Consider the following 12,209-nt stretch of genomic DNA (forward strand, 5'->3'; position numbering starts at 1 on the left):
TAACACCCCAAATCGACGACTACGTCGCCATCAACGACCCCAAACACCACACCCAAACCACCAACCTCTCTCAAGCAGGTTGACAAATACCGTTGGTGCGATAGCGTCCCTAGAGGCGCGCGGGAGGGGTGGGGCTACTTGGTGAGGCCGTCCACGTAATCCTGGTTTTCGCCGATCCACTTCTCCAAGATGGGAGCGTAGTCGTCGCTGCCGTCACCGTTGAACATGACGTTCTCCAGTGAATACAGGGTTTCGGAGTCCATCTTGAAGTTCTTCAGCCAACCATCCAACGTGGGGTAGTCCTTGTCGAAGTCCAGACGGGAGAAGCTGTGGATGCCTTCAGCCTCGCCGAGCGTCCCCTTCGGATCCTTCAGATCCTTCACCGGGAAAGCGTCGTAGGCCCAGTGCGGGCGCCACAGCGTGACAACGATGTTCTCGCCCTTGGTGGTTGCCGTCTTCAGCTCAGACAGCATGCCGGCGGTCGAAGAGGTGATGTAGTCCATCTTGTCCAGACCGTAGCCGGGGATGACGTCTTCGGTAGTGACCCGGGTCAGACCTGCACCGGGCTCGATGCCGATGATCTTGTTGCCGAACTTGTCGGCGTTAGCAGCCAGGTCCTCCAAGGAATCAATGGGAGCGTCCTCGTTCACGGCAATCGTGAGCTTGGCGTCGTCGTTCCATGCGCCGAGGTCCACCATCTTGTCGCCGTACTCGTCGATGTAATCCTTATGAGTAATGGGCAGCCAAGTGTCCAGGACCACGTCGTAGTCACCGGTGGACAGGCCTGAGTAGACAGGAGCAGCGTCAGCGTATTCGAGCTCTACTTTGTAGCCCTTCTTATCCAAGATTGCTTTCCACAGCTCGGATGCGGCCACGCCTTCATCCCAGCCGTTGAACACGACAATCTTCAAATCCTGCTTGTCACCGTTATCGACGGTCGCTGCTTCTCCTGAGCCGGAGCCGCAAGCAGTCAAACCCAGTGCCAGTGTTGCCGCCATGGCGACTGCACCCAAAAATTTCTTCTTCATGGTTCATTCCTTTCATTGGCAGCTGCAAAGCGCTGCCGCCGATTGATTGGTACAACTGTTGGAACTACGTTTACGCGGCCGCGCCGACGTTGTCTGTCTTGCTGGCCTTGTTGGTCTTGGCTGTCTTGCCGGTCTTGTCTGCTTTGTCGGCCTTGTTGGTCTTGCGTGTGGAATTGGTGCCGAAGCTGGCCGTCACCCGGTCCAGGAAGATCGCCACAATGACCACGGCAATGCCTGCTTCAAAGCCCTTTCCGGCATCAATGCGGTTCAGCGCCTGAACGATTTCCGCACCCAATCCGGGGGCGCCGACCATGCCGGCGATAACCACCATGGACAGCGACAACATGATGACCTGGTTGATACCGGCCATAATGGTGGGCCGTGCCAAGGGCAGCTGGATCTGGAACAGGATGCGTGCGGGGCTGGAACCGAAAGCGTGCCCGGCCTCTACCACTTCCTTATCCACACCGCGGATGCCCAGTTCCGTAAACCGGACGCCGGGGGCCATGGCAAAGATGATCGTGGCGATAATGCCGGGGACCACACCCACCCGGAACATGGCGAGAGCCGGAATCAGGTAAACCATGGCGGGCATGGTCTGCATGAAGTCCAAAACGGGGCGGATGATCGAGGATGCCCTGTCCGATCTCGCTGCCCAGATACCCAGTGGAACGCTGATGACCACGGCAACAATGGTGCCAATGGCGACCAGTGCCAAGGAGTGCATGGCGTTGTCCCACTGGTTCACACCAACAATGACAGCGAAACTGACCAGGGTACCAACGCCCAACTTCCAGCCGCTGGCCCACCAAGCAATCGCGGCGAATACCACGATGACCACCCAGTAGGGCGGAGCTGTCAGGAGCCAGTCAAGACTGTCATAGGCGCCAACAAAAACTGCCCTGAAAAAGACGAATACGCTATCAAGCGTGTTGATCAGCCAGTCAAGGCCCACTTCCACCCAGTCGCCCAGGGGAATCCTAAAAATCGGTTCCACTATGCGTCTCCTTCGGTTTTAGCCAGCGCTTCGGTGACTACTTGTTCGGGGATGGGCGCCACGGCCGTATCCACCACTGGGAATTCGCCCGTGGTGGAGGGGACGTTGCCCAAGGCGGCCAGCAGCGTCACTCGCGGCAACGCACCTACCAGCCGTCCGGCGTCGTCCACTACCGGCAAGGGAATGGGGCTCTCCACGGCACGGCCGAAGAGATCGTTCAGGGCAGTGTCCGGGCTGACCGGCTCGATGCTGTCGCGAATCACGGCAGAGAGATCGGAGCTGTGCGCCTCAACCTGCTTCATGACATCGCGGTCACGCACTGTGCCCAGGTAGTTGCGGCGGCGGTCCACCACAAAGGCGGCCGAAACCTGCAGATCACGCATGGTGCGCAGTGCGTTGCGCGGGCCTCCGGAGAGGTTCACCACGGCCAACGCCGGCTCCATAACACCGCCTGCGGTGAGCACACGGGTCCTGTCCACGTCCTGCACAAACGCGGCAACGTAATCGTTGGCCGGGCTGGTGAGGATCTCGTCCGGGGTGCCGATCTGAACGATTTCACCGTCACGCATGACGGCGATCCGATCACCCAGGAACATGGCCTCGTTGAGGTCATGGGTGATGAAGATGATGGTCTTCTCCAGCTCGGACTGCAACAGCACCAGCTGTTCCTGCATTTCGCGGCGGATCAGCGGATCCAGTGCGGAGAACGCCTCGTCCATAAGCAGGATGTCGGTCTCGGCGCACAGGGCACGGGCCAGGCCAACTCGCTGCTGCATACCGCCGGAAAGCTCGCCTGGGTACTTCTCACCCCAGCCTTCAAGTCCCACCAAGTTCAGGATCTTCTCGGCCCGGGCCAATCGCTCAGCCTTTGCCACACCCTGCACCTCAAGTGCGTAAGCGGCGTTTTCGACGACAGTTCGGTGCGGCATGAGTGCAAAGTGCTGGAAAACCATGGAGATTTTCTGCTGACGAACTCGACGCAATTCCTTGTCGCTGATCTTGGAAATATCGGTGCCACCGACCACGACGGAACCTTCGGTGGGCGCCCAGAGACCATTGAGGGTGCGGATGAGCGTGGATTTTCCGGAGCCTGAAAGCCCCATAACCACAAAGATCTCACCCTTTTTAACCTCGAAAGAGGCGTCGATGACGGCAGCAGTTCCCAGCGCGGACAGTTCCTCGCGCTTCTTGCCGCCCTTGAGTCGTTTGATGACTTCGGCGGGTCGTTTGCCGAAGACTTTGTAAACATTGCTGACACTCAGTGCAATGCCGTTGTCGTTGTCGTTGTCGTTTTGAGCCGGCTTGCGCCCGGATTCGGACGCAATTTTCGGCTCGCTTGTCACGTTGTCTGTGGATTCGTACACGTAGTATCCATCTACACGAACGTTCAGGGCCCGCTGTGGCGGTGGCCTAAACGAGCGCAATTGGTGATCTCGTGCTGCAGGCGTTGTTACGCGTCAAACTCTTCGCTTCCCCGCACGCCCCGGCGGGGCAGCAAGGAAAGACGGTCTTGCTGTTCAAGGCAAGAATCGGGAAGCTATCCCTACCGCCAGTTCGACGGCCTGTGTCTGGCTGCCACTCCCCGGGTGAGCATGATTCGTCATGTTCACGCAGCTTTGTGGCAGTTGCCCGCAGGCTTGTCGGTCTACTGGTTCGCTTTCCACGCTAACAGAGGCAGTTTCGCTATCAGCTTAATATGACCGTTCTAGCCCCTAACCGAGCGACATCTCACACGCTGTGGCACCGCAGCTACACGGCGAAGCAAGCGTTACAACTTTGTAACCCTAGGCAACTTCATCCGCCCTGGGATAGTGTCCCTCCCCACAATTTCCGCCGCCACAGCGCCGATGTGGTGGTGCCGCTGAGGCAGTGCAACAACAGCGCCACGGCGCCTCCCACCGCAACGGCACCGGTGAGCAGCGCCTTCCGAGCCCTTAACTTGATAGCTTGGAGGGGTGAAGATTGCTACCTGGAATGTGAACTCCCTGCGTGCCCGTGCCGACCGTGTAGAGGACTGGCTGCGCCGGACCGACGCGGATGTTCTGGCCATCCAAGAAACCAAATGCAAGGACGAGAACTTCCCGTGGGAGCTCTTTGAAAACAACGGTTACGAGGTGGCCCACTTTGGCTTCAGCCAGTGGAACGGCGTAGCCATTGCCTCCCGCGTTGGCCTCGAAGATGTGGAGCGGACCTTTTCCGGCCAGCCTGCCTTTGGCAAGGGTGGCAAGGATCCGGTCCAGGAGGCCCGGGCCATTGGTGCCACCTGCAACGGGGTGCGTATCTGGAGCCTGTATGTGCCCAACGGGCGTGCCCTTGACGACGAGCACATGCCCTACAAATTGCAGTGGCTCGACGTGCTCAAGAACCAGGCCGCCGGCTGGTTGGCACAAGACCCCAACGCCCAGATCGCCCTCATGGGCGACTTCAACATCGCGCCCCAGGACGACGACGTCTGGGACATCGACTTTTTCCGCAGCCAAGGCCTCACCCACGTCAGCGAACCCGAGCGGGCAGCGTTCTCGGCGTTTGAAGCGGCAGGTTTTGCCGACGTCGTCCGCCCCCTGCACCCGGGCCCCGGCGTCTACACCTACTGGGATTACACGCAGCTGCGATTCCCGAAAAAGGAGGGCATGCGCATCGACTTTACGCTGGCCTCCCCCGCTCTGGCCGCGCGCGTGACTGGCGCCGAAATCGACCGCGAAGAACGCAAGGGCAAGGGCGCCTCGGACCATGCCCCGGTCATTGTTGAACTGGGCTGAGCTATGAATAGCGGGCTGTACTTGGGCGGCGTTCAGCTTCCTTTTGTCTCCAGCCTGCGCATTTACTTACCCCGCGAGGCATATACACTCTCTGAATTTGCCTACATTGAGGGCCTGCTCGTCCCCGAGCAGAACGGAATCAGCATCGATGCCAGTGAGTTGACCGATTCCCTCAGCCGGGTGAGTCGCCCCAACCCCAACCGACTTCCGACGCCGGCGGAAGACCGGGTGCGCGTACTCACCATGGGCGCGGGCGAACCGACCTTGTATGCGCCCAACCAGATTGTGGCCCGCTCCATTGCTAGCGCCACCGAGCTACTCTCGGGAAACTTGAGGCAACTGGCATCGCTGATGCTGCCACAGGATGAGTGGAGGCGGCAGCTGGAGCATGCCTCAAAGGCAAGCCATCTTGAACTGCCCCTGCAGACCCGAACCTCGACCTGGGGCATCCCGTTCAGCTGGTTCATTTTGGTATATGCCAATGACCGCATGGAAGTGGTGGAGGCCAACGGACGCGTCCTGACGGTGCGGATCCAGGTGCCAGTCGTCACCGCATTAGGCCGAGTGGAGCGAACTTTGGGCATGTTGTCCGCCATGGCACCAGAACTGGATCTCTTTGAGGAGCTACAGGATCTAGGCCACTGGCTGGCCGGTTTCAATGACGCCGGGGTGGTGGAGTTGGACTACGGCCCGGTGGCCCAGCGAGTCCATCCGGACGATTCCCCCGCCGATGTACACATGGGCTTGCAATGCCTAGCTGACGGGGACCTCACCGGTGCCGCGGCAGCCTACCGCAGGCTAGCAAACCGTTGGATGCCCGTGCGGCAGCTGGCACGCTCCAACTGAACCCAAAAGACCCCACTCCAGCCCTGTGTTGCCAATGCAACAGGGGCGGTGGTGGGGTCTCTTGGTGAAGCCGTTTTTACCTGCGGTTATTACTTATCGTGCTTGAAGATACCAGCGATCTTGGCGCCAAGGCCCTTGGCGTGCTCCACAGCGTCTTCCGCAAATTCCTTCACGTTCTCCGCTGCGTCTTCCGCGAATTCCTTGATGTTCTCGCCAGCATCCCCGGCGAATTCCTTGATGTTCTCGCCAGCATCCCCGGCGAATTCCTTGATGTTCTCAGTTGCATCGGCTGCTACATCTTTAGCCTTGCTGGCGGCGTCTCCGGCAAAATCCTTTACGTTATCCACAGCGTCTGCCGCAAATTCCTTGGCCTTGTCGACTGCTTCTGCTCCGCCGTTGGCTGCGTTGTTCTCGGTCATGATGCCTTCCTTGATGCTTTGCGGTAGGGCCCCCAAGCCAGAAACTCCCAAGGGTGATGATGAAAAGAGACTAGCGGACTCGTTCGGCTTTAGTGAACCGTGACCTCGCGCCGCTGCCGATGCTGAGTAGTACAGGAACTTCGAAGCCCAGCAGCTCATCCAAGGCAGCCACCAGCTCTGCGATTTCACCGGCCACCAGATGGGGAGAGACTCCTTGGCGGGGCAAAACCCTCACCTTGATGGCGGTCCGCTTACGGAAGTCATAACTTGTGACAGTGACGCCCACAAGGTCTGTGCGTTCCAACAGAGCACTCTTGAGCGCTTGCTCAGCCACAGCGCAACTGAGCCTAACCGCTCCGGCGGCTCCGTCGTCGTCCGGGTTTCCTTGGTAGTCCAGCAAAGTGCTCGCCCGGCCCTTGCCCTGATTGCCGATCCAGGAGATCATCACGATCACCACGATCAAGAAGAAGAGCGCCACGGCGAACCAAATCCAGCTCTGCGAGGTCAACAGCAGCCGTGTGCGAGCCTCCAGATCCAACAACCAGTCCAGCTGCGCCTGCGCGTATCGCTGCCACCAGCGGGCCGCAGCGGGGCTTGCGGCGAGAACTGCAGCACCGGCCCCGGCAATCATGAAAATCAGGCCGATCAGTGTCAGTAGGAACCTATTCAGTCCTCGTGGTGTGCCGTTCATACGCCGATCACCCCACTTTCAGCCAGTTTCACGCTCACGGCGGGCACCGGATCCAAGCCCATGTCAGCGAGCTGCGCCTCAACAGCGCCCTTGATGTGCGATTCCGAGAGAAGGGACCCTGATGTGGGCCGCACATTGACCTGCACCTGGCGGGCGGAAACAACCACCATGACCTGTTCGCGGGTCACCCCCGCAGCCATGCGGGCAGCTTTAGCTAGAGCCGAGGCAACCACTTCGTCGTCCACCACAATGGCAACCCGCGGATGGTTCAGCACGTGCCGCGCACGCCGGCCGGGGAGGATCCCATGGCAGAAAAAGATCAGCCCAAAAAGAGCCAGCAGCACACCGGCTGCCCCAAGCAGAACCCGCGGGATGTCCCCTGGAAGATCGACGAGCAACTGCAGCATTGTCCCTGGGCTGGCGAGCCAGGTGGGCTGACCCAAGGCGGCCAGCACAGATTCCAACATGAAGTACAGTGCTGCGGCTGCCACCACGATGGCAGCGATAACGGAGGCACCGGATCGCGCCGAATGGGTCTCCCGGCGCAGAATCTGCCGGTCCAAGTTCCGCGGACGTTCTTGAGCTGACTCGCTCATGAAACTCTCCCGTCTTCGCGCAGCAGCAGTCCGGAAATCCGCACATCAACCCGACTCAGGCTCGAGCCACTGAGATGTTCAACCTGTTTCAGGATGCTGGCTTTGGCTGCGGTCGCGCGGCTCAAAACGCTCCCCCCTGCCGCTGCGAGACGGACGGCGTCACGGCCGACCGTACTCAAGGGGAGCGCACCCATAGCCGAGGAAATAGACAGCGCCAACAATCCGTCGTCGTCATTCCAGCTCACGCGCACCTGGGCGGCAGGGGCGGCGAGGACTTCTGCCGCAGCAGCCTTGGCAACCGAGGTCAACGCCTGCGTGCTGATGCGGTTGTGTCCCGCGAGATCGCGCTCGGGGGTGGGCACCGATTTCTCACTCACGACGACGAACGGCGGCCCGTGAGCGCATCGAGGGCACCGCGCCAATCAAGTTTTCCGCTGGCGGCCCGGCCTATGAAGGCCCCCACAGCGACAAAGAGGGCACTGATGACGAAGCCCCAAAAGCCGAAGGCAAAGGCCATAAATGCTAGGAACGCACCAAACGCTGCACAGACAACACTGAGATTCACAGCTGTTCCTCGGCTTCTCTTGAATCGCTGTTCTGCGGTGCCACGGGGGCGAACCCCGTGGCTGTTGCGGGAGCTGTGACAGCGGATTTGGCACTGCTCAAACGGTCCGTCAGACGGGACCGTGGCGCGGGCTTCTCCGCGTCCGCAGACGGGATGAACACATCCGTAATCTCAATGTTCACCTCAATGACGTCGCGGCCCACCAACTCTTCAACCGCCGTGTAGACAGCCGCCCGGACCGAATTGGCCAGTGTTTGCAGGGGGTAGCCGTATTCAGCCATGAGCACCAGGTCTACGGCCACTTGCGATTCGCCGACCTCAACCCTGACACCCTGAGTGAGATCCGTAGCACCTACCACTTCGCGAATGGCACCGATGGATCGTGAGGCTCCGGAACCGAGTGCGTGAACTCCCGGAACATTGCGGGCAGCAATGCCCACCACCTTGGCGACAGCCGTCTCTGCGATGACTGTTCGTCCTTCACCCTGTACGGGATTGGCGGGGGCAGGATCTTGTGAAGATTTGTAGTGCGAGTCCATCAACGCGCCCTTTCTGTTTCCTTTACGGTAAGCCTATTCACCCAAATGTTGGGGGGCAACGCCGCAGGCCTTAAGCGCCACCGTGAGTAGCCCCGCCACTGACGTATTTATCCGGACCAATTACTCGCTTCCGCAATTCTTCTTGGCCCAGGCACCAATGGGCTCCATGGCCTTTTGAAACTTGGTATCGTCCCAGGTCTTGCCGTCGACGGCTGAGTCATTGATGACCTTCAGAAGATTCTCCAGATCACCCTTAATCTCTGCCGGAACCTTCTTCATGGACTCTTGCACTTGATCAGCCATTTTCTGGGAGCTCTCGCCACTCGGGTCAATCTTCGCCAGGAATGCCAAGGTACTGCCGGTGATGACCACCGCCGTCACACTGACGCAGGCTTCGGCGTTGCCACCTAGGACGCCCAAGTCACCCAGCTCTGTGGCTAGTGTGTCCGGATCAGTGTCTGCACCCGTGTCCGACTGGCCTGTGTCCGCGCCTATGTCCGTGCCTATGTCGCGGGGCTGGCCCGCATCCGTGCCACTACCGGAGTCGCTGCTCTGATCACCAACACCGGGGATCAGAGCAGCCGGTAGCGGTCAAAGATCCCATAAGCAGGATTACCAATAAAAGGAATACTTGCCGCAAAGATCGTTTCGATCGCATGGAGACCCCCAGTTTGAAGCCCACGGTCAGCCAAGATGAAGCCGACCCTAATGGCCATTGTGGCATAAAACACCATTTTGGCTAGCTGGGGGTGCCACAGAGACCTTGGCCACACGCGAGTTCCCAGATGCCGCACTCGAGTCCTCAGATATGGCCCCTTTAATCGCATTTTCGGGGCCAGATGTGGCGACTCGTGGTTAGGAGCGACTCGGGGTTAGGGGCGGCTCGGGGTTAGCGGGTTAGGGTTAGCGGAGAAGATGGCGAACCCGAAGCCACCGGGTTAGCGGCCACCAAGGCACTTAAATGAGAAAGACCCCGATTCCTCGGGGTCTTACTGGTGGCTCCGACCGGCGTCGATCCGGTGACCTTTCGATTTTCAGTCGAACGCTCTACCAACTGAGCTACAGAGCCTTGGTGATCTGAAAATCTCGTCACCAGATCCTCTTGCACTAGTCAAGAAAACCAAAGCGACCCTGACGGGACTCGAACCCGCGACCTCCGCCGTGACAGGGCGGCGCGCTAACCAACTGCGCTACAGGGCCATACATTTACTGCTTTTGTTGCTATCAACACTCTCGTGTGATTTTCACGAGTTATAGCGTACCAGCCTTTTTCCGGCTGATTTACCACTCACTCGCAAGTACCCCCAACGGGATTCGAACCCGTGCCGCCGCCGTGAAAGGGCGGTGTCCTAGGCCGCTAGACGATGGGGGCCTAAGTCAGCTTCTTATCCTCTGCGTTGTTGCCACCGCATTGGTCCGAAGTGGACTTCAAAAACTATAGGTCCTATTTGCTCAGAACACAAAACGAACATTCACCACGCAGCGCTCAATCGAGGTCGGGAGCCAAAAAATGACGCCCAGCAAGCACCAGAATCGTGGGCGCACAGACGCAAAACCCAGTATTTACGCGGCCAAGCCACCAATAAGTCACTAGGCTTGAGTCATGCATCACAACCCCTTGGCAGGCATTCCCTCCTTTCTCCCTTTCAGCATGGGCGAGGAGGAGTTTGACGCCGCAGTCCAGGCTGCCATTGCCCGGATTCCCGCCGATATCCGCGCCGAAATGGACAATGTGGCGATCTTCATCGCCGATGACTACCAGCCGGCCCCCGGCGAACATCCAGACACGGTACTCCTGGGCCTCTATGAGGGAACACCGTTGACCGAAAGGGATTCTTGGTGGGAAGCCGGCTCATTGCCGGACCGGATCACCATCTTCCGGCAGCCCATGTTGGACATCTGCCACAGCCGCGAAGAGGTCATCCACGAAGTCACTGTGACAGTGGTTCACGAGATCGCCCACCACTTCGGCATCAGCGACGAGCGACTACACGACTTGGGCTGGGGCTAAATGACACTGGTGTGGTTCATGTGAATGGTGTTTCTCATGTTGCCAAAGCAATCTGTGGGGCCGTAGGGTCTGGGATAGCTGTGTAAATGAGCTGTGAGTCACCAGACTCCGGCCCGCGGCGTGAAAACCGCATCATGTAACGCTCCTAACCACTGTGAGGCCCTTGGATGAGTATGCGCTTTTTACTTCGCGGCACCGCCACCTTGGCATGTGCCACCTTGGCTTCGGCCGCAGTCATCTCTCCCGTCACAGCCGCACCAGCTTCGCAAACATCATTCAGCGTGTCCGGCGCAGTCAGCGCAAGTGCATTAAGTTCGACGGCGTTCCAAAAGTTTGCGCCGCAACCTCACCTTCCATCCATCCCCAGTGAAGATGAGATCGCTCAGGCCAAGAAGTCTGAAGCGGCCACCGCTGCAGCCGCTGCCGAGCTCGAAGCTATTCTGTCCTCGGCCAATGACCGACTGCAGGCCACCAGTATGGCTGCCCTGGGCGCCAGTGATGCCTACACGGAAGCTTTGGTAGTTCTGGACGAGCGTCGGAACGAGGCCGAAACCGCTAGCGCGAAATCCGAGGCGGCTCGTAGTGCGCACGGCAAAGCCAAAAAGCAGTTGGGGCAGCTGGCAGGCAATCTCTATAAGTCCGGCGGCGTAGGACTGAGCGTCCAAACACTGCTAACCAGCGATGAGAGTGATGACGCCCTCTATCAGGCCTCCACACTCATGGCTCTGAGTTCCAACCGGGCCAACACCTTCGCATCAGCCGAAGCGGCCGCCTCCACCTCTGCCGCTTTGGACGCACAGGCCCTGGCCGCAAGCACTGCCGCTGCGCAGGCCACTGCAGCCGCCGAGTCCTCCCGCGCCTTAGCTCAGGGAGCCGCCGACGCCCAGGCCGCCGTCGTGGCACAAAACCAGTCGCAACGAGATGTTCTCCTGCAAAGGCTCGCCAGCCTCCACAACACCACAGTGGAACTGGAAGGTGCCAGGGTTGATGCGCTGGCGCAGAAGGCCCGTGAGGAAGCTTTGAAACAGCAGATTGAGTCATCCGGGGACACGCCGGCGCCCGCCCGCCCACCAGTGTCCGGAAGCAATCCGCCGGTCATTCCTGCAGTGCCAGCGCCGTCAGCACCTAAGCCACCGGTCACTGCAACTCCCACAACTCCGGCCACGAGCGCACCGAGGCCTCCAGCCCCCACCACGCCTGCCACAACTGCGCCCAGGCCGCCAGCACCGCCCGCACCGACAACACCGCCACCCACCACTCCGGCACCGGTCGCACCGGTCAAGCCGCCTGTCGCTCCGCCCGTTGCTCCCCCAACAGGCAGTTACACCCAGGTCATGGTCAACTACGCCATGTCTAAAATTGGCAGCCCGTACCAGTGGGGTGGCAACGGACCCAACGCCTTTGACTGTTCAGGTTTGGTGCAGCAATCCTTCGCTGCAGCTGGAAAGTATGTGCCGCGCCAAGGCTCAGACCAGTTCTGGGCTGCCCCAGTGCGGGTTCCGCTGTCGCAGATGCAGTACGGTGACCTGTTGGTCTTCAACCACGATGGCAACGGCCGTTTCAGCCACGTGGCCATTTACATTGGCAACGGCCAGGTGGTCCAGGCACTGAACGAAAGCCAGCCCGTGGCCGTCACAAGGTTGTCGGACATGGTCCCCAACTACATGAGCCTGTACCCGTACGCTGCTAGGTACTAACGCAACTAGATCATCTAGCAGTAGCGCAGCTAGCTCACCAAAAACGCCGTGGGGCCCTTCC

Annotated in this window: 13 protein-coding genes, 3 tRNA genes and 1 pseudogene; 4 read left to right on the forward strand and 13 right to left on the reverse strand. The window is 59.7% G+C overall.

The window, feature by feature from the left end:
• Window positions 1-134: 134 nt before the first annotated feature.
• From AB0O97_RS08960 to AB0O97_RS08970, 3 genes are all read right to left on the reverse strand, one after another.
• Window positions 135-1,028, reverse strand: a complete 894-nt coding sequence (locus tag AB0O97_RS08960; RefSeq protein WP_363881843.1) for a glycine betaine ABC transporter substrate-binding protein — start codon at window positions 1,026-1,028, stop codon at window positions 135-137.
• 70 nt (window positions 1,029-1,098) lie between these two features.
• Complete coding sequence (locus AB0O97_RS08965) at window positions 1,099-2,025, reverse strand: proline/glycine betaine ABC transporter permease (RefSeq protein ID WP_363881845.1); 927 nt, start codon at window positions 2,023-2,025, stop codon at window positions 1,099-1,101.
• Entirely contained in the window at window positions 2,025-3,287 is a 1,263-nt protein-coding gene (locus AB0O97_RS08970; protein ID WP_363882008.1) for a glycine betaine/L-proline ABC transporter ATP-binding protein, read from the reverse strand. The genes AB0O97_RS08965 and AB0O97_RS08970 overlap by 1 nt, the downstream gene beginning before the upstream one ends.
• A 693-nt stretch (window positions 3,288-3,980) precedes the next feature.
• Here AB0O97_RS08970 and AB0O97_RS08975 point away from each other — a divergent pair.
• Together AB0O97_RS08975 and AB0O97_RS08980 are read left to right on the forward strand one after the other, a co-directional pair.
• Window positions 3,981-4,784 (forward strand): exodeoxyribonuclease III, encoded by an 804-nt coding sequence (locus AB0O97_RS08975; RefSeq protein WP_363881847.1) that lies wholly within the window; start codon window positions 3,981-3,983, stop codon window positions 4,782-4,784.
• A 3-nt stretch (window positions 4,785-4,787) separates the two neighbouring features.
• Window positions 4,788-5,630 carry a hypothetical protein gene (locus AB0O97_RS08980; protein WP_363881848.1) on the forward strand — a complete coding sequence of 281 codons (843 nt, stop codon included), beginning with the start codon at window positions 4,788-4,790 and terminating at the stop codon, window positions 5,628-5,630.
• A gap of 89 nt (window positions 5,631-5,719) precedes the next feature.
• Here AB0O97_RS08980 and AB0O97_RS08985 read toward each other — a convergent pair whose 3' ends face one another.
• The 10 genes and pseudogenes from AB0O97_RS08985 to AB0O97_RS09030 all read right to left on the reverse strand — a co-directional run bounded on the left by AB0O97_RS08985 (window position 5,720) and on the right by AB0O97_RS09030 (window position 9,812).
• Entirely contained in the window at window positions 5,720-6,049 is a 330-nt protein-coding gene (locus AB0O97_RS08985; protein WP_363881850.1) for a hypothetical protein, read from the reverse strand.
• A gap of 70 nt (window positions 6,050-6,119) precedes the next feature.
• Window positions 6,120-6,740, reverse strand: coding sequence for a hypothetical protein (locus AB0O97_RS08990; protein WP_363842530.1), 621 nt, complete (start codon window positions 6,738-6,740; stop codon window positions 6,120-6,122).
• The gene (locus tag AB0O97_RS08995) at window positions 6,737-7,336 is read right to left on the reverse strand and encodes a DUF6286 domain-containing protein (protein WP_363842527.1); all 600 of its coding nucleotides are present in this window, start codon (window positions 7,334-7,336) and stop codon (window positions 6,737-6,739) included. Before AB0O97_RS08995 ends, AB0O97_RS08990 begins: the two co-directional genes overlap by 4 nt.
• On the reverse strand, window positions 7,333-7,713 hold the full coding sequence (locus AB0O97_RS09000; RefSeq protein ID WP_363881852.1) for a hypothetical protein: 381 nt from the start codon (window positions 7,711-7,713) through the stop codon (window positions 7,333-7,335). The genes AB0O97_RS08995 and AB0O97_RS09000 overlap by 4 nt, the downstream gene beginning before the upstream one ends.
• The gene (locus AB0O97_RS09005) at window positions 7,710-7,901 is read right to left on the reverse strand and encodes a hypothetical protein (RefSeq protein WP_363842522.1); all 192 of its coding nucleotides are present in this window, start codon (window positions 7,899-7,901) and stop codon (window positions 7,710-7,712) included. Before AB0O97_RS09005 ends, AB0O97_RS09000 begins: the two co-directional genes overlap by 4 nt.
• 149 nt (window positions 7,902-8,050) lie before the next feature.
• Window positions 8,051-8,440, reverse strand: a pseudogene (locus AB0O97_RS09010) (Asp23/Gls24 family envelope stress response protein); the annotation flags it as partial.
• Between the two features lie 120 nt (window positions 8,441-8,560).
• Entirely contained in the window at window positions 8,561-8,860 is a 300-nt protein-coding gene (locus AB0O97_RS09015) for a hypothetical protein (protein ID WP_363881854.1), read from the reverse strand.
• Window positions 8,861-9,433: 573 nt separating this feature from the next.
• Window positions 9,434-9,509, reverse strand: a tRNA-Phe gene (locus AB0O97_RS09020).
• A 57-nt stretch (window positions 9,510-9,566) separates the two neighbouring features.
• Window positions 9,567-9,640 (reverse strand) — tRNA-Asp (locus AB0O97_RS09025).
• A gap of 99 nt (window positions 9,641-9,739) precedes the next feature.
• Window positions 9,740-9,812 (reverse strand) — tRNA-Glu (locus AB0O97_RS09030).
• Window positions 9,813-10,043: 231 nt separating this feature from the next.
• Between AB0O97_RS09030 and AB0O97_RS09035 the strand changes: the two genes are divergently transcribed.
• Together AB0O97_RS09035 and AB0O97_RS09040 are read left to right on the forward strand one after the other, a co-directional pair.
• Entirely contained in the window at window positions 10,044-10,451 is a 408-nt protein-coding gene (locus tag AB0O97_RS09035) for a metallopeptidase family protein (RefSeq protein ID WP_363881855.1), read from the forward strand.
• Window positions 10,452-10,618: 167 nt separating this feature from the next.
• Complete coding sequence (locus AB0O97_RS09040; protein ID WP_363881857.1) at window positions 10,619-12,148, forward strand: C40 family peptidase; 1,530 nt, start codon at window positions 10,619-10,621, stop codon at window positions 12,146-12,148.
• Window positions 12,149-12,209 lie beyond the last annotated feature (61 nt).

Source organism: Specibacter sp. NPDC078692 (genome assembly GCF_040686835.1).
Classification (GTDB): Bacteria; Actinomycetota; Actinomycetes; order Actinomycetales; family Micrococcaceae; genus Specibacter.

Excerpts from the sequence above, each read along its gene's own strand:
- AB0O97_RS08980 (WP_363881848.1), top strand. The coding sequence starts at position 4,788 with ATGAATAGCGGGCTGTACTTGGGCGGCGTTCAGCTTCCTTTTGTCTCC.
- AB0O97_RS08995 (WP_363842527.1), bottom strand. The coding sequence starts at position 7,336 with ATGAGCGAGTCAGCTCAAGAACGTCCGCGGAACTTGGACCGGCAGATT.
- AB0O97_RS09035 (WP_363881855.1), top strand. The coding sequence starts at position 10,044 with ATGCATCACAACCCCTTGGCAGGCATTCCCTCCTTTCTCCCTTTCAGC.
- AB0O97_RS08990 (WP_363842530.1), bottom strand. The coding sequence starts at position 6,740 with ATGAACGGCACACCACGAGGACTGAATAGGTTCCTACTGACACTGATC.
- AB0O97_RS09040 (WP_363881857.1), top strand. The coding sequence starts at position 10,619 with ATGAGTATGCGCTTTTTACTTCGCGGCACCGCCACCTTGGCATGTGCC.
- AB0O97_RS08985 (WP_363881850.1), bottom strand. The coding sequence starts at position 6,049 with ATGACCGAGAACAACGCAGCCAACGGCGGAGCAGAAGCAGTCGACAAG.
- AB0O97_RS08960 (WP_363881843.1), bottom strand. The coding sequence starts at position 1,028 with ATGAAGAAGAAATTTTTGGGTGCAGTCGCCATGGCGGCAACACTGGCA.